The sequence below is a fragment of the Streptomyces longispororuber genome (genome assembly GCF_024448165.1).
In the GTDB taxonomy this organism is placed as follows: Bacteria; Actinomycetota; Actinomycetes; order Streptomycetales; family Streptomycetaceae; genus Streptomyces; species Streptomyces longispororuber_A.
Genome location: NZ_JAMOLN010000016.1, coordinates 26092 through 42455, shown reverse-complemented (window position 1 = coordinate 42455; position 16364 = coordinate 26092). Strand labels below are relative to the sequence as shown.

19 protein-coding genes are annotated in these 16364 nt (G+C 72.0%); 7 read left to right on the top strand and 12 right to left on the bottom strand.

What is annotated here, in order from left to right; all coding sequences use genetic code 11:
• The first annotated feature begins 55 nt into the window (after window positions 1-55).
• From M4J07_RS07020 to M4J07_RS07000, 5 genes are all read left to right on the top strand, one after another.
• Window positions 56-1423 carry an APC family permease gene (locus tag M4J07_RS07020; RefSeq protein ID WP_255968494.1) on the top strand — a complete coding sequence of 456 codons (1368 nt, stop codon included), beginning with the start codon at window positions 56-58 and terminating at the stop codon, window positions 1421-1423.
• Between the two features lie 193 nt (window positions 1424-1616).
• Complete coding sequence (locus M4J07_RS07015; protein ID WP_255968492.1) at window positions 1617-2030, top strand: hypothetical protein; 414 nt, start codon at window positions 1617-1619, stop codon at window positions 2028-2030.
• Window positions 2027-2800, top strand: a complete 774-nt coding sequence (locus tag M4J07_RS07010; RefSeq protein WP_255968490.1) for a DUF4388 domain-containing protein — start codon at window positions 2027-2029, stop codon at window positions 2798-2800. Before M4J07_RS07015 ends, M4J07_RS07010 begins: the two co-directional genes overlap by 4 nt.
• Window positions 2801-2865: 65 nt before the next feature.
• Complete coding sequence (locus M4J07_RS07005; RefSeq protein WP_255968488.1) at window positions 2866-3378, top strand: roadblock/LC7 domain-containing protein; 513 nt, start codon at window positions 2866-2868, stop codon at window positions 3376-3378.
• A gap of 96 nt (window positions 3379-3474) precedes the next feature.
• A complete protein-coding gene (locus M4J07_RS07000) occupies window positions 3475-3849 on the top strand; it encodes a hypothetical protein (RefSeq protein WP_255968486.1) in 375 nt (124 codons plus the stop codon).
• Window positions 3850-3871: 22 nt separating this feature from the next.
• On the opposite strand, the gene M4J07_RS06995 is transcribed toward M4J07_RS07000, so the two are convergent.
• Window positions 3872-4441: a hypothetical protein gene (locus tag M4J07_RS06995; protein WP_255968484.1), complete on the bottom strand. Its 570-nt coding sequence runs from the start codon at window positions 4439-4441 to the stop codon at window positions 3872-3874.
• Between the two features lie 104 nt (window positions 4442-4545).
• Window positions 4546-5424, bottom strand: a complete 879-nt coding sequence (locus M4J07_RS06990; protein ID WP_255968482.1) for a helix-turn-helix transcriptional regulator — start codon at window positions 5422-5424, stop codon at window positions 4546-4548.
• Window positions 5425-5526: 102 nt separating this feature from the next.
• Here M4J07_RS06990 and M4J07_RS06985 point away from each other — a divergent pair, with 102 nt between their 5' ends.
• A complete protein-coding gene (locus tag M4J07_RS06985; protein WP_255968480.1) occupies window positions 5527-6297 on the top strand; it encodes an SDR family oxidoreductase in 771 nt (256 codons plus the stop codon).
• Here the strand turns inward: M4J07_RS06985 and M4J07_RS06980 are convergent, their stop codons facing one another.
• Genes M4J07_RS06980 through M4J07_RS06955 form a run of 6 tightly spaced genes read right to left on the bottom strand, consistent with a single transcriptional unit; the run spans window position 6298 to window position 11725 of the window.
• Complete coding sequence (locus tag M4J07_RS06980) at window positions 6298-6735, bottom strand: hypothetical protein (protein ID WP_255968478.1); 438 nt, start codon at window positions 6733-6735, stop codon at window positions 6298-6300.
• A 54-nt stretch (window positions 6736-6789) separates the two neighbouring features.
• The gene (locus tag M4J07_RS06975) at window positions 6790-8220 is read right to left on the bottom strand and encodes a purine-cytosine permease family protein (RefSeq protein WP_255968476.1); all 1431 of its coding nucleotides are present in this window, start codon (window positions 8218-8220) and stop codon (window positions 6790-6792) included.
• Between the two features lie 13 nt (window positions 8221-8233).
• On the bottom strand, window positions 8234-9172 hold the full coding sequence (locus M4J07_RS06970) for an ABC transporter substrate-binding protein (RefSeq protein WP_255968474.1): 939 nt from the start codon (window positions 9170-9172) through the stop codon (window positions 8234-8236).
• 11 nt (window positions 9173-9183) lie between these two features.
• Window positions 9184-9861 carry an ABC transporter permease gene (locus tag M4J07_RS06965; RefSeq protein ID WP_255968549.1) on the bottom strand — a complete coding sequence of 226 codons (678 nt, stop codon included), beginning with the start codon at window positions 9859-9861 and terminating at the stop codon, window positions 9184-9186.
• Between the two features lie 5 nt (window positions 9862-9866).
• Window positions 9867-10517 carry an ABC transporter permease gene (locus tag M4J07_RS06960; RefSeq protein ID WP_255968472.1) on the bottom strand — a complete coding sequence of 217 codons (651 nt, stop codon included), beginning with the start codon at window positions 10515-10517 and terminating at the stop codon, window positions 9867-9869.
• Window positions 10514-11725, bottom strand: a complete 1212-nt coding sequence (locus tag M4J07_RS06955; RefSeq protein ID WP_255968470.1) for an ABC transporter ATP-binding protein — start codon at window positions 11723-11725, stop codon at window positions 10514-10516. The genes M4J07_RS06960 and M4J07_RS06955 overlap by 4 nt, the downstream gene beginning before the upstream one ends.
• 172 nt (window positions 11726-11897) lie before the next feature.
• Between M4J07_RS06955 and M4J07_RS06950 the strand changes: the two genes are divergently transcribed.
• A complete protein-coding gene (locus M4J07_RS06950; RefSeq protein WP_255968467.1) occupies window positions 11898-13373 on the top strand; it encodes an aromatic amino acid ammonia-lyase in 1476 nt (491 codons plus the stop codon).
• A 22-nt stretch (window positions 13374-13395) separates the two neighbouring features.
• Here the strand turns inward: M4J07_RS06950 and M4J07_RS06945 are convergent, their stop codons facing one another.
• The 4 genes from M4J07_RS06945 to M4J07_RS06930 are packed head-to-tail and all read right to left on the bottom strand — an operon-like array spanning window position 13396 to window position 16219.
• A complete protein-coding gene (locus M4J07_RS06945; RefSeq protein ID WP_255968465.1) occupies window positions 13396-13908 on the bottom strand; it encodes a hypothetical protein in 513 nt (170 codons plus the stop codon).
• Window positions 13909-13917: 9 nt separating this feature from the next.
• Window positions 13918-14412 (bottom strand): DUF1795 domain-containing protein, encoded by a 495-nt coding sequence (locus M4J07_RS06940; protein ID WP_255968463.1) that lies wholly within the window; start codon window positions 14410-14412, stop codon window positions 13918-13920.
• Between the two features lie 48 nt (window positions 14413-14460).
• Window positions 14461-15795 (bottom strand): hypothetical protein, encoded by a 1335-nt coding sequence (locus tag M4J07_RS06935; RefSeq protein ID WP_255968461.1) that lies wholly within the window; start codon window positions 15793-15795, stop codon window positions 14461-14463.
• 13 nt (window positions 15796-15808) lie between these two features.
• Window positions 15809-16219: a hypothetical protein gene (locus M4J07_RS06930; RefSeq protein WP_255968459.1), complete on the bottom strand. Its 411-nt coding sequence runs from the start codon at window positions 16217-16219 to the stop codon at window positions 15809-15811.
• Window positions 16220-16364 lie beyond the last annotated feature (145 nt).

Genomic DNA, 16364 nt, shown 5'->3' with positions numbered 1-16364 from the left:
ACGTGCGTCACGGGCATGCGTCCCCTTCCAGGCATCCACCTCGGGGGAGGCACCCGTGACGACGTCGTCCACGCCCACGTCCACCACACCGCCACCGTCCGGCGACGGCACGCTGCACCGCGCCATCGGCCCCAAGCTGCTGATCCTCTTCGTGATCGGCGACATCCTCGGCACCGGGATCTACGCGACCACCGGAAAGGTCGCGGGGAAGGTCGGCGGCGCCCTGTGGCTGCCGTTCGTGATCGGGTTCGTGGTGGCGATCCTGACCGCGGCCTCGTACGTCGAACTCGTCGGCAAGTACCCGAAGGCGGCCGGGGCGGCGCTGTACACGCAGAAGGCGTTCAAGGTCCCCTTCCTGACCTTCATCATCGCGTTCATGGTGATGTGCTCGGGCCTGTCGTCGGCGAGCGCCGCCGCCCGCGCGTTCAGCGGCGACTACCTCGGCGAGCTGACGAACGACGCGCTGCCGCCGACGCTCGTCGCCATCCTGTTCGTCCTCGCGCTCGCCGCCCTCAACCTGCGGGGCGTGAGCGAGTCCGTGAAGGCGAACGTCGTGCTGACGATGGTCGAGCTGACCGGGCTGCTGATCATCCTCACCATCGGCGCGTACGCGGTGCTGACCGGCGAGGGAGAACCGTCGCGGCTCACCGAGTTCGAGGCGAGCGGGAGCGGATTCGCCCTGATGACCGGGGTGTTGGGGGCGACGGCGCTCGGGTTCTTCGCGTTCGTCGGCTTCGAGGACTCGGTCAACATGGCGGAGGAGACCAAGGATCCGACGCGCACCTTCCCGCGCGCGATCTTCATCGGCGTCGCGGTGACCGGGACCATCTACGTCCTCGTCGCCCTCGTGTCGTCGCTGCTCGTCGACCACACGACGCTGGAGTCGTCGAGCGGACCGCTGCTGGAGGTCGTGAAGGCCGGCGGGCTGGACTTCCCGCACAAGCTCTTCGCGCTCATCGCCCTGTTCGCGGTCACCAACTCGGCGCTCATCAACATCATGATGGCCTCGCGGCTCTGCTACGGCATGGCCAACGAGCGGATCCTGCCACGCGCCATGGGCCGGGTGCTGCCCGCCCGCCGCACCCCCGTCGTCGGCATCGTCTTCGTGTCGCTGCTCGCGATCGGCCTGGTGTCGACCGGCGAGATCGAGGGGCTCGGCGACACCACGGCCTTCCTGCTGCTGTGCGTCTTCGCCGTCGTCAACGTCGCGGTGCTCGTGCTGCGCAAGGACCGGGTGGAGCACCGGCACTTCCGTACGCCGACCGTGCTGCCGGTGCTCGGCGCCGTCACCGCGCTGATCCTGGCCAGCCCGCTCGCCGACCGGCCCGCCGAGGTCTACGTCAGGGCCGGGGTGCTCGTCGCCATCGGCATCGCTCTGTGGGCGGTGAACAAGCTGGTGATGAAGGCGCGCACGGAGGACTGAACACCCCGCACAGCCCACACCGACCGGCCCGAACAGCCGTGACTTTCGGGCCGGTTGGCGGATTCTAGTCCTCGGTACGCATGTTCCATCGGAAAATGCCAGAACCCTCACCAGGTCACCGAACCGTGCGTAGCGTCGCGCTCACACACACCAGAAATACACCGACGTGGCGACGAAGTGGGGGGTTTCAGGCGTGCCCGGAATCGACGAGTGCCTGCTCGAGGTCATGCGGCTGCCGGGGGCCCGCGGTGCCGCGGTCGTCGACTGGACCAGTGGACTCGCCCTGGGCACCGTCGGCGAGTCGCCGAACGGGGACCACGAGGCCACCGCCGCCGAGGCCGCCGAGCTCGCCCGGCTCGCCGCCGAGCACCGGGCCTTCGCGCCCGCGGACGGCAGCGACTGGACCGAGGGCTCCGCCGGCGACAAGGCGCCGCCCGTCGAGGACGTCATGGTGACGAACCGGGACGGCTATCACGTCCTGCGGTTCGTCCGGACCAGCTTCGACAGCAGCGTCTTCCTGTACCTGTGGCTGGACCGCGGAGAGGGCAATCTCGCCCTCGCCCGGCTGCGGCTGTCCGATCTGGCGGACCGGCTGATCCTGGGATGACCTCCGCCCCCGCCCCGACGGGCGTCTCGCCGATGCTCAGCCGCCTGGCGGCCGAGCAGGCGACCGGCGCGCTGATCCGGGAGCACGGCACCCTCTACCTGGAGGACGGCCACATCGTGCACGCGGAGTCCCCGGCGACGCCCGGCATCGACGTGCTGCTCACCGCGGGCGGCGCCGTCCAGGCCGAGGGCTGGTGGGAGGCGGTCGACCAGGCGGGGGCCAGGCAGCGCGTCGGGCGGTATCTCGTCGAGCGCGGCCGGCTGACCGACGGGGCGCTCGAACTGTGCCACCTGGGCGCCCTGTTCGACGCCGCCTACTTCACGCTCGCCCCGACCAGCGGCCCGACCCGCTTCCGGTACGGGGTCTCGCACTGGTTCGGCACCGTGCGCCCGGTGCCGGTGGCCGCCGTCGAGCGGGAGACGCTGCGCCGGCGCGAGCTGCTGCAGCGGATCTGGCCCGAGCCGGACACCGACACGGCGTCGCTGACCCTGGGGCCCGACCCGGACAGGCCGGTGCCCGCGCGCCGGCGCCGCGTCCTGGACCTGGTCGACGGGGCGCGCACCGCGTCCCAGATCGCCACCGCCCTGGGCAGGCCCGCCTTTCACACCCTGGTCGACCTGCGGCGGCTCGCCGCGGGCGGCCTGGTGGCCGCCGTCCCGCCACCCCCGGCGGCGACCACGCCCGTGCCCGAATGGGTCGCGCACAGCAGCGTCGAGGACCCCGACGTGGCCCTGCTGCGCCGGCTGCGCGCCGCGCTGGAGGCCCTGTGAAGCGCCTCCGCCGCACCGGACGAGCCGGCACCGAAGCTTCCGGAACTCCCGAAAGGAGACCGCCGATGGCCGACGAGGCCGAAGTCCTCGGCGAACTACAGAGGTTGAGAGTCCGGGTGCCCCAGGTCACCGGGGCACTCGCGGCCAGCGTCGACGGACTCGTGCTCGCCCAGGACACCCCCGGCGTCGAACCGGAGGGCGTGGCGGCCCTGACCGCGGCGGCGCTCGGCGTCGCCCAGCGGCTCGCGGACGCCACCGCCCAGGGTGCCTTCCGGGAACTCCTGGTGCGCGGCACGGACGGCTACGTCGCGACGTACGCGGCAGGGGACACGGCCGTCCTCACGCTGCTCGCGGAGGACCGGGTCAATGTCGGCCGGCTCCATCTGGAGGGGCGCCGGGCCGGCACCCGGATCGGCGAGCTCGTCGACGCGGCGCCCCCCGAACCGCCCGAGCCGGTCGTGCGCACCCGCGGCCGGGCCCGCGCCCGCACCACCCCGAACCCGGAGGGCGAACTGCCCGTCCGCACCCCCCGGTCCAAGCTCCCGGAAACCAACCTGCAGCCCCGAACCGCCCGTTGACCCGACGGCAGCACCACGGAATCACGGACAGCAACAGAGGCACCACCGGAAACAGCGACAACAGCGACAACAGCAGCAACTGGAAAGGAAGCCACCATGGCCAACACCGAGACCGCTCTCAAGGACGCCCTCGCCTCCATCGAAGGAGCCTCCGCCGCCGCCCTCGTCGACTACACGAGCGGGATGGCGCTCGGCACGATCGGCGGCTCCAAGAGCTTCGACCTGGAGGTCGCGGCCGCCGGCAACACCGATGTGGTCCGCTCCAAACTGCGCACCATGGAGCACCTCGGCCTGAAGGACGAGATCGAGGACATCCTGATCACGCTCGGCACGCAGTACCACCTGATCCGGCTGCTCAAGGGCCGGGGCGGCAACGGCCTCTTCCTCTACCTGGTGCTGGACAACCAGCGCGCCAACCTGGCGATGGCCCGCCACCAGCTGAAGAAGATCGAGGCCGAACTGGAGGTCTGAGCAGACCGCTCGTCCGCGGGGTTCAGCGGCGCCGCGCCCCACCGGGCGCGGCGTCGCCCGCGAGGGTCCCGGTCCGCCGGTACGCCTTGACCTGCTTGCCGACGGGCGCGCCCGCGCGGGAGCCGAGCCAGTCGACGCGCAGCCACAGCAGCGCGTCGTCGCTCCGCTCGCACCGCCCGAGCCACGCGGCCTTCAGCCACAGTCCGACACCCGCCCCGGCGACCGCCATGCCGCCCGCGGCGGGCACCGCGAAGGCGCTGCCGAGGGCCGCGAGGAACGCGAGGGCCAGCCACCAGCGGTGGCCGCGCCGCCAGTTCCGTACGGTGACGGCCCGGTCCTGGAGCACGTCGTGCTTCCCTGCGCGGGCCGCCGAGCCGGTGAGCGCGGTGTACCGCCCGCGCCTGCCGTACGCCACCGCCGCCACGGCCACGAGGAACAGCACGGCGCCCGCCAGGACACCGATCCGGCGTCCGGTGAATCCGCCGGGCAGCAGTCCGATCGCCGCCGCGAGCACTCCGAGCCACCACAGGGGTGCGGCTCCGGCGCGCACCACCACGGCGGTCCTGACCAGACCCTGCGCTCCGCGCGTCACCGTTGTCTCCCTCCGTAGGCCGTAGGCCGTAGACCGTCGGCTCGGCCGCCCGGGAGACTAGTGCGGGATTCTGAGTGATCCCTGAGGGTCTCGTGAGAGCCGTCTCACTCGGCCGCGGGCACGGTCGCCGCCCAGCTCCCGAGGAGCCGCAGCCGCTCCTCCGTCACGGACCCGGGCTCCGGCGTGTAGACGACGAGGGCCTGGTCGGGTTCGCCGGAGACGGTCAACGTCTCGTACGGCATGGTGAGTTCACCGGCCACGGGGTGCGTCATGCGCTTCGCCCCGTACGTCTTCTCCTTGACCTGGTGGTCCGCCCACAGCCGCCGGAAGTCCTCGCTGGCCAGCGACAACTCGCCGACCAGTGTGGCCAGTTGGGGGTCCTTCGGGTGCGGGCCCGCGTCGAGCCTGAGGTAGGCGACGGTCTCGGCGGCGACCGCCGGCCACTCGGGGTAGAGGTCGCGGGCCGCGGGGTTGAGGAAGACCTGGCGCGGCATGTTCCGCTCCTTGGGCGCCATCGCCGAGAAGCCGACGAGGGCGTCACCGAGCGCGTTCCAGGCGAGGACGTCCATCCGGCGGCCGAGCACGAACGCCGGCGCCTTGTCGATGGTGTCCAGGAGCAGCCTGAGGCCGGGCCGCACCCGCTGTCCCGCGGGGCGGGCGGGCGCCCTGCGCCGGGTCCGCGCCGGCCGGGCCACCGAACGCAGGTACGCGGTCTCGGTGTCGTCGAGGCGCAGGACGCGGGCGATCGCGTCGAGCACGGCGTCCGAGACGGACGGGCCGCGGCCCTGTTCGAGCCGGATGTAGTAGTCGACGCTGACACCCGCGAGCTGCGCCACCTCCTCGCGGCGCAGGCCCGGCACGCGGCGCCGCCCGTGCCCCGGCAGACCGACCTCGTCCGGCTGGATCCGGGCCCGCCGCGACCTGAGGAAGTCGCCTATGCCACCGATGCCGCCGCCGTCCCCGCTGTCCCCGTGCTCGTCCATGCCGTCGATCCTAGGCACCCGGCCCGGATCCATCCTGGTACTGCCGTACCCAGGAAAAGCTCTGCCCTGGGTGAGCGGCGCGGACCGTCGCAGGCTGGTGCCATGACTCAGACGACGTACAGCACGCTCACCGGCCGCACCGCACTGATCACCGGCGCCGCCAGCGGCATGGGCGAGGCCACCGCCCGGCTGCTCGCCGCGAACGGCGCCCGCGTCGCCCTGCTGGCCCGCCGCGCCGACCGCCTCACGGAACTCGCGGCGAAGATCGAGGCCGACGGCGGGCAGGCGCTCGCGGTGCCCACGGACATCACCGACCAGGCGTCGGTGGACGCGGCGGCCGAGCGGGTGCGCGCCGCGTACGGCCGGGTCGACCTGGTGGTGAACTCGGCGGGCGTGATGCTCCCGAACCCGGTCACGGACGGCCGGGCGGACGAGTGGCAGCGGATGCTCGACACGAACGTCGCGGGCGCCCTGCGCGTCATCCGCGCCGTCACCCCCGACCTGATCGCGACGGCGGCCGACGGCGGCACCGCCGACCTGGTCAACATCTCGTCGATCGGCGCGCACGTCCCGTTCCCGAACTACGCGGTGTACGGCGCCACGAAGGCGGCCCTGACGTACCTGTCGCAGTCGCTGCGCACGGAGCTGGGCCCGCGCGACGTGCGCGTCACCAACATCGAGCCGGGCCTGACCGACACGGAGCTGGGCTCCCACGTCGACAACGCGGAGCTCTCCGGCCAGCTGGACGGCATGTTCGAGGCGCTCATCGGCCTCTCGTCGGACGACGTCGCGGACCTCATCGCCTACACGACGAGCCGCCCCCGGCACGTGAACCTGCGCCAGGCGATCGTCCTGCCGACCCGGCAGGCGTGACTACTCCTCCCAGTCGGACGGCTCGGGGCGCCGGTCGCGCCGCCGGGGCCACAGGTGCCCGGCGTGCAGCGCGTTCACGCCCACGATCCCGCCCCAGGCGATCAGCAGTCCCGGCAGGTGCGCGTTGACCACGGCGATCGCGGAGAGCGGGATCGCGAGGACGAGCGAGACGATGGCGAAGCCGAAGCGTTCGCCCCAGTTGTCGCCGCCACCGCCGCCGCGGGGGCTCCGGCTGTCCCGGGCCACGACCATCTGGTGCTCGGCCAGCTGCCGGCGCACGCGCCGGTCCACGACCGAGTCGAGCCGCTGGTCGACCTTGTCGAGGAAGGAGTCCACGAGCGCGGACTCGTACTCCTCACCGAGCTCCCTGCGGGCATGCAGGGTGGCGTCGAGTTCCTTCTTCAGTTCGGCGTCACGTGCGCGTTCGCGGGCTTCCATACCGGTCAACGGTACGGACCGGGGGCGTCCCGGGCAGTGGGGCTAACCCCCCAATCACCGGTGGGCCGCGCCCCCGGCCACGAGCGGCCCCGCGGACTCCTCGGTGCCCAGGATCGTGGCGTCCGGTATGTGCGAGGTGTCCCGGCGGGCGAGCAGCCAGTACAGGACGGCGGGGACGACCAGGCCCACGATCCACGACACGTCCGCGCCGCCGAGCGGTTCGACGAGCGGCCCGGTGTAGAAGTGCGTGGCCAGGAACGGGAGTTGGGCGACGAGCCCGATGCCGTAGACGACGAGGGCGTCCCAGCGCCAGGCGCCGTAGCGGCCGTGCGGGTCGGCGAGCGCCGGGATGTCGTAGCGCTCGCGCGAGATCAGGTAGTAGTCGACGAGGTTGATCGCCGACCACGGCGTGAAGAACGTCAGCAGGAAGAGCAGGAAGTCCTTGAAGGAGGCCAGGAAGGAGTCCTTGCCCAGCAGGGCGACGGCCGTGCCGGCGACCATGATGATCGCGATGTAGACGGCCCGGCCGCGCTGCGACAGGACGCGCCGGCCGCGGAAGCCGCTGATGCCGGTCACCATCGACATGAAGCCGCCGTACGTGTTGAGCACGTTGATGGTGAGCTTGCCGAGCGCGATCACGAAGTAGAAGAAGGACGCGACGAGGCCCGCGCCGCCGAGCGAGACGACGTACCCGACCTGGTTGTCGAGGAACGCGCCGCCGCTGGACGCCGCGACCAGCACGCCGAACGTCATCGACCACTGCGACCCGATCGCCGACCCGGACAGCGTCCACCAGAACGTCGCCCTGGCGCTGGTGGACCGCGGCAGGTAGCGCGAGTAGTCGGCGACGTACGGCCCGAAGGCGAGCTGCCAGGAGGCGGAGAGCGAGACGGCGAGCAGGAACATCGGCAGCGAGAAGTGGGCGTCGCCCAGCAGGTCGCCGAGGTCGACGCGGTCGAGCAGCCGTACGCCCAGGTAGACGAAGGCCAGGGCGCAGATCACGCTCGCGACACGGCCCAGCACGTGGATCACGCGGTAGCCGAGCGCCGCGACCACGGCGGTGACGAGCGCGAAGACAACGATGCCGGTCGTGTCGTTCGTGTGGGTCAGCTCGGCCGTCGCCTGCCCGGCGAGCACGCTGCCGCTCGCGAAGAACCCGACGTACATGAGGATGACGAGGAGCAGCGGGACGACCGCGCCCTTCACTCCGAACTGGGCCCGGGACTGGATCATCTGGGGCAGTCCGAGCCGGGGGCCCTGTGCGGAGTGCAGGGCCATGACGGCGCCGCCGAGCAGGTTGCCGACCACGAGGCCGGCGAGGGACCAGACCACGTCGCCGCCGAAGACGACGGCGAGCGCGCCGGTGACGACGGCCGTGATCTGGAGGTTGGCGCCGAGCCAGAGCGTGAACTGGTTGAACGCGCGCCCGTGCCGTGCGCTGTCGGGGACGACGTCGATGGAGTGCTTCTCCACTACCGCTGCCATGGGACGGCCCTCTCTACTTCTTCTTGCTGAGCCCGTGCCGGCGGGCGTAGTCGTTCGCGACGTCCTCGGGGTCCTTCTTGTCCTTGTCGACGAGGCGGTTGAGCTCGGTGAGGTGCTCGGTCGTCAGGACGTTGCCGAGGCGGGCCAGCGCCTTGCGGACCGTGGAGTCGGCCTTGCGGTCGGCGATCAGCGGGACGATGTGCTGGCCGGGGACGAGGTTCTTGGGGTCGGTGAGGACGACCCAGTGGTTGGCGGCGATGTCGGTGTCGGTGGTGAACAGGTTCGCCACGTCGACGTCGCCCTTCTTCAGAGCGCCCTTCACCAACGGCCCGGAGGAGTCGAGCGACTTGAACTCCTTGAACTCGACGCCGTAGACGTCCTTCAGTCCGACCGCGCCGACCTGCCGCTTCTTGACCTCCGGCGCGGCGCCGATGACGAGCTTGCCGTCGTGCCTGGCGAGGTCCGCGAGGGACTTCAGCCCGTACTTCTCGGCGGTCTCGCGGGTGACGGCGAAGGCGTCGGAGTCCTCGGCCATGCCGTAGGGCAGGATCTGCAGGCCGGCGGGGAGCGCCAGGGCGAGGGCGTTCTGCATCGCGCCCTCCTCGGTGGCGGTCGCCTTGGCGTCGAGATAGTGAAGCAGCGCGCCCTGGTACTCGGGCAGCAGGTCGAGGTCGCCGCCCTTGAGCGCGGGGATGAGGATCTCGCGGGTGCCGAGGTTGGCCCGGACCGTCGTCCTGACGCCGGCCGCCTCCAGGACGGCCGCGTACAGGTACCCGAGGACCTGGTTCTCGGTGAAGTTGGCGGTGCCGATGGTGAGGCCGCCCTTGCTGGAGCCGCCGCCGGAGCCGCCGGAGCCCTGCCCGTCGAGCGAGGTGATGCCGCCGGAGCAGGCGGCGACGGCGGGTACGGCGGCCGCGGCGAAGAGGCCGCCGAGGAGGGTGCGTCGGTTCATCTGGGGTGCTCCTAGGCGGACTTGAGGGTGCTGGGGCGGTGGCGGAAGAGCAGGCGCTGCAGGCCGGAGAGGGCCAGGTCGAGGACGACGGCGACGAGCGCGACGAGGACGGCGCCGCCGAGCACCTGCACGAGGTCGCGCTGGGCGAGCCCGTCGAAGACGTAGCGGCCGAGCCCGCCGAAGGAGACGTACGCGGCGATCGTGGCGGTCGCGACGACCTGGATGAGGGCGAGCCGAAGCCCGGTCATGATCAGCGGCAGCGCGAGCGGCAGCTCGACCTGGAACAGCACCTGGTGGGCGCGCATCCCCTGGCCGCGCGCCGCGTCCTTCACCTCCGGGTCGACGGCGGTCATCCCGGCGTACGTGTTGGTGACGATGGACGGCACCGCGAGCGCGACGAGGGCGATGTAGACGGGCCACATCGACAGCCCGCTGGCCAGGAAGACCAGGACGACGAGGCCGACGGTGGGCAGGGCGCGGCCGAAGGAGGAGAGGTTGATGGCGAGGAAGGCGCCGCGGCCCGTGTGGCCGATGAGCAGTCCCACGGGCAGCGCGATCGCGGCGGCGATGAGCGTGGCGAGCAGCGAGTACTGGAGGTGCTCGGCGAGCCGCTGCGCGATGCCGTCGGCGCCGCCCCACTGGTCGCCGCTGACCAGCCACGCGCCCAGGTCCTTGAAGAGTTCGTACATGGCGGTCAGGCCTTCCGGGTCCGGGTGCGGGCCCACGGCGTCAGCAGCCGCTGGACGCCGACGAGCAGCGCGTCGGCGACGAGCGCGAGCAGGAGGGTGAGGACGACGCCGACGATGACCGGGGTCGGGAAGTTGCGCTGGAACCCGTCGGTGAACAGCTGCCCGAGCCCGCCGTCGCCGATGTACGTGGCCACGGAGACCAGGGAGATCGACATGACGGTCGCGATCCGTACGCCGGCCATGATCACCGGCAGCGCGAGCGGCAGTTCGACGGTGAGCAGGGTGCGCAGCGGCCGCGTCCCCATCGCCTTGGCCGCTTCCTTCGTCTTCTGCGGCACGGAGTCGAGTCCTTCGACGGTGTTCCGCAGGAGCACGACGAGGGTGTAGATCGTCAGGCCGATCACGGTGGTGGTGCGGGTGAGCCCGGAGACCGGCAGCAGCAGCACGAACACGGCGATGGACGGGATGGTGAACAGGACGTTCGACAGCCCGAGGAGGAATCCGCGCAGCGGCCGCACGCGGTGCGCGAGGACGGCCAGCGGCAGGGATATCAGCAGCCCGAGGAGGACTGCCGTCAGGGCCGCCTGGAGGTGGGAGACGGTGAGGGTGGCGAGGTCGTCCCGATGCGACCCGACCCATTCCCAGTCGAAGCTCATGCGACGCCACGCCCACTCTTGCCGTCGGCAGGGGCGTCGGCAGGGGCCGGCAGATCAAGCCCCTGCGGCGATTGAGCAGCGGGGTCCGGGGCGGAGCCCCGAGGCGTTGCCGCCGTGGGGGCGGAGGGCTCAGGTGCCGGTGCGCCGCCGTCGGGGCTGGTCGCGCCGTTCCCCGCGCCCCTGAGGTGGGCGTCTCCCGCCGCCGAATGGATGTCGGACCGGGACGACACCCCGGTCAGGACACCTTCCGCGTCGACCCGGGCCACCAGCCCCGACGGGGACGCGATCGACTCGTTCAGGGCCGAGAGCAGCGAGTCCGTATCGCGGAGGGGCCGCACGGGCACCTCCGCACCACCGGCACCGCCCCGCTCCCGCCACACGACCGGCTTGCGGGCACCGTCCAGCACCAGCTCCCAGGGCCCACCGTCCGGCGCCGCCCCCTGCTTCACGTCCACCAGCGCGGTCAGCGACAACAGCTTCAGCCCCCGCTCGGCCCCCAGGAAGTCCGCGACGAAGTCGTCCGCGGGCCGGGCGAGGAGTTCCGCGGGCGACGCGCACTGCACGAGGTGCCCGCCCGTACGGAACACGGCTATCCGGTCGCCGAGCCGCACCGCCTCGTCGATGTCGTGCGTGACGAAGACGATGGTCTTGTTCAACTCCCGCTGCAGGCGCAGCAGTTCGTCCTGGAGCTGAGTACGGACCACGGGGTCGACCGCACCGAACGGCTCGTCCATGAGGAGCACCGGCGGATCGGCGGCGAGTGCGCGGGCGACGCCGACGCGCTGCTGCTGTCCGCCGGAGAGCTGGTGCGGGTAGCGCCTGCCCATCTCCGGGGCGAGGCCGACGCGCTCCAGGAGGTCACCGGCGGCGGCGCGGGCCTTCTTGCGGCCCCAGCCGAGGAGCAGCGGCACGGTCGCGATGTTGTCGAGGACGGTGCGGTGCGGGAAGAGGCCGGCCTGCTGGATGACGTAGCCGATGGAGCGCCGCAGTTCGGCGGCGTCCTGCTCCAGGACGTTCCGGCCGCCGACCCGGATGGTGCCGGAGGTCGGGTCGACCATACGGTTGATCATGCGGAGGCTGGTCGTCTTGCCGCAGCCGGACGACCCGACGAAGACGGTCACACCCCCTTCGGGCATGTCGAGCGAGAGATCGTGAACCGCTGTCGTGCCGTTGGGGAATCGCTTGTGGACCGCTTCGAACTGAATCATGGAGCGCCTCTGGAGTCCTCTTGCCCGTCCTGCATATCGTCATGCAGAGTTCTTGGTGCGTGAATAACTTGTCAATGCCCCCGCGTAAATCACCCGTAAATCCGCGCCTGGCGGACCGAACTGTGAGACGCGGTCGTCCTTTTACGCCTGGTTAGAGGAGGAACAGCGCCTGATGTCCACGACGCCCCCGACGACTCCCCCGGTCGTCGTCCTCGACGGTCACGGCCTCCCGGTCTCCGACGTGGTCCGCCTCGCCGACGCGACCGCCCGCCCGGTGCCGGGCACCGACGCCATGAAGCGGGTCGAGGAGTCCTGGAACGCGGCCCGCGAGATCGCCGCGTGGGGCCGGGTCTACGGCCGCTCCACCGGCGTCGGCGCCAACCGCAGCGAGGACGTGCCCACCGAGGCCGCCGCCGACCACGGCCTGCGCCTGCTGCGCAGCCACGCGGGCGCGATCGGCGCCGAGCTGCCCGAGCGCGAGGTGCGCGCGATGCTCGCGGTCCGCGCGAACCAGCTGCTCGCGGGCGGCGCGGGCCTGCGCCCCAGCGTCGTGACGGCGCTGTGCGAGGCGCTGGAGAACGGCGCGCACCCGGCGGTCAACGAGCACGGCTCGGTCGGCACCGGCGACATCGCCCCGCTGGCCCAGATGGGCCTGGCGCTCGCGGGCGAACACCCCTGGCGCGGCAAGGGCACCGCTCCCGAGCCGCAGCCCCTCGACAACAACGACGCACTGGCCCTGATCTCGTCGAACGCGCTCACCCTCGGCCAGTCGGCGCTCGCCCTGCACGAACTGCGCACGCTCCTGACGGCCACTCAACTGGTCGCCGCGCTCAGCCTGTTGGCGGTGGACGGCTCGTACGAGGCGTACGCCCTGCCGGTCCACGAGGCGCGCCGGCACCGGGGCTCGTACGACGTGGCGGAGAGCATGCGCGCGACGCTCGGCGCCCCGGACCGCCCCACACCACCGCTCGGCCGCATCCAGGACCCGTACGGCTTCCGCTGCGTGCCGCAGATCCACGGCCCGGCGCACGACGCGGCGGACGCCCTGGAGGACGTGCTGACGGTCGAGATCAACGCGGCGGCGGAGAACCCGCTGATCTCACCCGCGGACATGGCCGCCTACCACCACGGCGGCTTCTACATGGCCCAACTGGCCCTGGCCCTGGACCACTTCCGCCTGTCCCTCACCCAGGTGGCCCGGCTCTCCACGTCCCGCCTGTCGACGCTGAACGAACCTGCGTACACCCGGCTGCGCCCGTTCCTCGCGGACGGCGAGCCGGCCTCGTCGGGCGTGATGATCCTGGAGTACGCGGCCGGCGCGGCCCTCGGGGACCTCCGCGCCTTCTCCGCCCCCGCGTCCCTCGGCCACGCGGTCCTCTCCCGCGGTGTCGAGGAGCAGGCCAGCTTCGCCTCGCTCGCGGCCCGCCAGACGCTGCGCGTCTGCACCGCCTACCGGCAGGTGGTGGGCTGCGAACTGGTGGCGGCCGTCCGGGCGTTGCGCCTGCGCGACCTGCACCCCGAGCCGTCGCTGCCGGTGGGCCGGGCGTTCGCGCTGGCGGCGGCCGAACTCGACCCGGACCCGGCGGACCGGCCGCTGACGGAGGACGTGGCACGGGCGGCCGCGCTGCTCGACCGGCTGGCCGAGTGAGGCGGCGCCACCCGCCACGGTCTCACAGCTTGCCGAACATCAGCCCTTTCCAGCCCCACCCGGACTGCAGGACCGCGTCGCGCACCGGCCGGCGCAGGTCCGAGGCGTCGTAGCGGAACGTCTCCGTGGCCTGGAGACGGCCGCTGTCACCGCGCTCGATGGTCCACTGGCGGGTCACGGTCCGGTCGGGGCCGCGCGAGTACTCCGTCGACATCTGGAGCCGCGGCGGGTTGCCGACCCACTGCAGCTCCCACTGCTCCTCCAGGGCCCGCACCTCGTGGTTCCCGACGTCGAGCCGCATCCGGATGCGGACGGCGTGGGTGACCTGCGTGCGGGAGAAGAACGTCTGCCAGGCCGGCTCCGCGAGCCGCCACTCGGCCACCAGGTCGGCCTCGTCGGCGCCGCCGTCGCGGATGACGTAGGGAACGTCGTCCGTGTTGAGGGCGAGCAGCGCGGCGCGCACCTCGTCGGGCGAGGCCGGTGCGACGCCGGTCTCGGGGCGCTTGGTCCCGGTCAGCTTGTCGAAGAGTCCCATGCGTTCAACCTATGCGACGTCGGTGTCCGGCCGGACGGTGCTCATGAACTCCTGGAAATCGCCCACCACCGCGGGGAACTGGGCGGCGGTGGCCGTCAGCACGAGCCGGGTCACCGCCCGCTTCGACGCGTCGGCCTCGTCCAGCATCGCCAGGTACACCTGCGACTGGACCAGCTCACGCGTCACGCCCCCGGCCAGTGCGGAGATCTCCAGGGTCTGGGTGAGCCCCGGGGAGCCGGGCGAGCCGACCTCCTGGCGGTCCACGACGTGGACGTCCGTGACGGCCGCGCGCAGCCGCTCCACCGACTCGTCGGCGATCTGCGCGAGCGTCGCCGTGTCGGGGCGGTACTCGCCGTCGATGGTGATGTTCGCCGTGAACCCGCTGTCGGGGAACGGGTGCACCGCGACGAACGCCGCGCCCGGGGCGCCCGCCGCGTCCGGTGCCGCGGCCTGCCAGCCTTCCGGCAGCTTGAACGTGATCGGCACGGGAAGGGTCGTGGACATCTCAGGTACTCCTCACTGCGGTGCTGTGACGGCCCGGGTCGGCATCCATCAGAACAGGCCGCCGATCGCATGCCCCAGCGAGCTCGCGCCATGCCCGATGCCGCTCACGATGTCGCCCGTGGTGTCGGCGATCTTCCCCGGGTCGACGGTGAACTCCATGCCGAGACCGCCGCCGACGATCGGCGACACACCGGCCTTGGCCTTGAAGTGCCAGGCCCCGTTCTGGTCCTTGCCGAAGTCCAGGTTGGCCTCGGCACCGGGCCCCGCGTAGCCCTCGGCGGTGACACCGACGCCGATGCCGCCGAGGTCGGCGCCGCCCGCGACCTCGCCCTTGGCACCGGCGAACGCGCCGGCCCCGGCGTGGAAGCCTTCCTTGCCGACGTTGATCCCGGCCTCCGCCTCGGCGCCCGCCTTGCCCTCGGCCCGCCCGTAGACGCCGACGGGGCCCGCGTAGGCGCTGCCCTGGGCCGAGGCCGCACCGCCGGCGAAGGCACCGGCCTCGGCGTTGAGCCCCTCGTTGGTGATGCCCGCGCCGATGTTGGCCTTGGCCCCGGCGAACGCCTCGGCCTCACCGGCCAGCTTGAACGGGCCGTTGGTGAGCGAGCCCTCCGCCGACGCCTTGCCGAGGTAGGCGTGCGCCTCGGCCTCGCCGAGCTTGCCGCCGCCGACGTCCGGGCCCTTGGCCTCGGCTCCGGCCTCGGGACCGGAGGCCTCGGCCTCGCCCTCGGAGACCCAACCGCCGTCCTTCTTCTCGGACTTGGGTTCCGGCTTGCCCGCCGTCTTCAGGTCGCCGTCGGCGTGCGCGTTGAACCCGCCGAAGCCGAGGCCGTCCGTGTTCACGTCGCTGGAGGCCCGGGACAGGGCGCGCTTCACGCTCTGGTCGCAGTCGTCGACGGCCTGGACGGCCTTGGCGATGGCGTCGGACCAGTCCTTGGCCTTCTGGTTGGCGTCGGCGACAAGCTTCGGATAGTCGGGGTCGTGGTGGAGCGCGAACTTCTCGTCCTGCGACATCTTGTCGAAGCCGACGTAGGTCGCCTTGCCGGACGAGTCGACCTTGTAGTCCTTCTTCTCCGCGTCCTCGACGAGGTCCTTGACCGCCTTCTGCAGCCGGACCAGATCGGTGTGCGCGTCGGTGAGCAGGCTCGCGACGGCGTGCGCCTCCGCCTTCGCGGCGCCGTACTCGAAGGCGGTGGCGGAGGCGTTCTGCTGCTGGGCGCCGTAGGCGAGGCCCTGCCAGTTGCCGTTGCCGAGCACGCCCTGGACGTTCTTCTCGTAGTCCGTCTGCAGCTCGCCGAAGCGGTCGCCCATCTTCTTCCACGCCGTGGAGACGTCCACGAAGGAGGAGAGATCGGCCGTCATCACGTCCTGGTACGTCAGTGCCATCGCCGGACCCCCGTCACATTCCGTCGAAGCTGCTGGGCGGACGGATGCCGTTGACCTGGCTCTGGACGCCGAGGTCGGTGCCCTGGAACAGGTTCTTCGTGCCGTGCAGCGCGCTCAGCTCCGTCTGCAGCCGGCCGAGCAGCCGGTTCGCCGACCCCTGCCAGGACACCAGCGCGTCCGACAGGCCCTGGTCGCTGGCCCAGCCGGAGAGGCCCTTGAGCCCGGTGTCCTGCTTCATCAGCGGACTGTTCGGCGCCACGGGGCCGATGAAGGGCGGCTTGACGGCCCCGCCGCCCGCCGCCATGTTCCCGGCCGACTTCGTGTGCGGGAGGAGCTCCTCCTCCAGGTACTTGGCGGCCTTCTTCTTGTCGGCGGGCGAACTGGCCAGCGTCTGGCCGTCGCTCCCCGGTCCCCCGTTGCCCACGGGCGCTCCCCCTTGCACATCCGTTGCCTGACGGATAGGCACACTACCGTTGCCCCATCGCGGCGGAACCCCTGGCGCCGGTCCCCTGCTCTGAATAAGCTCATACACGCAGCAGCCGCACTGAATGGACCGCAGGGGAACGGGG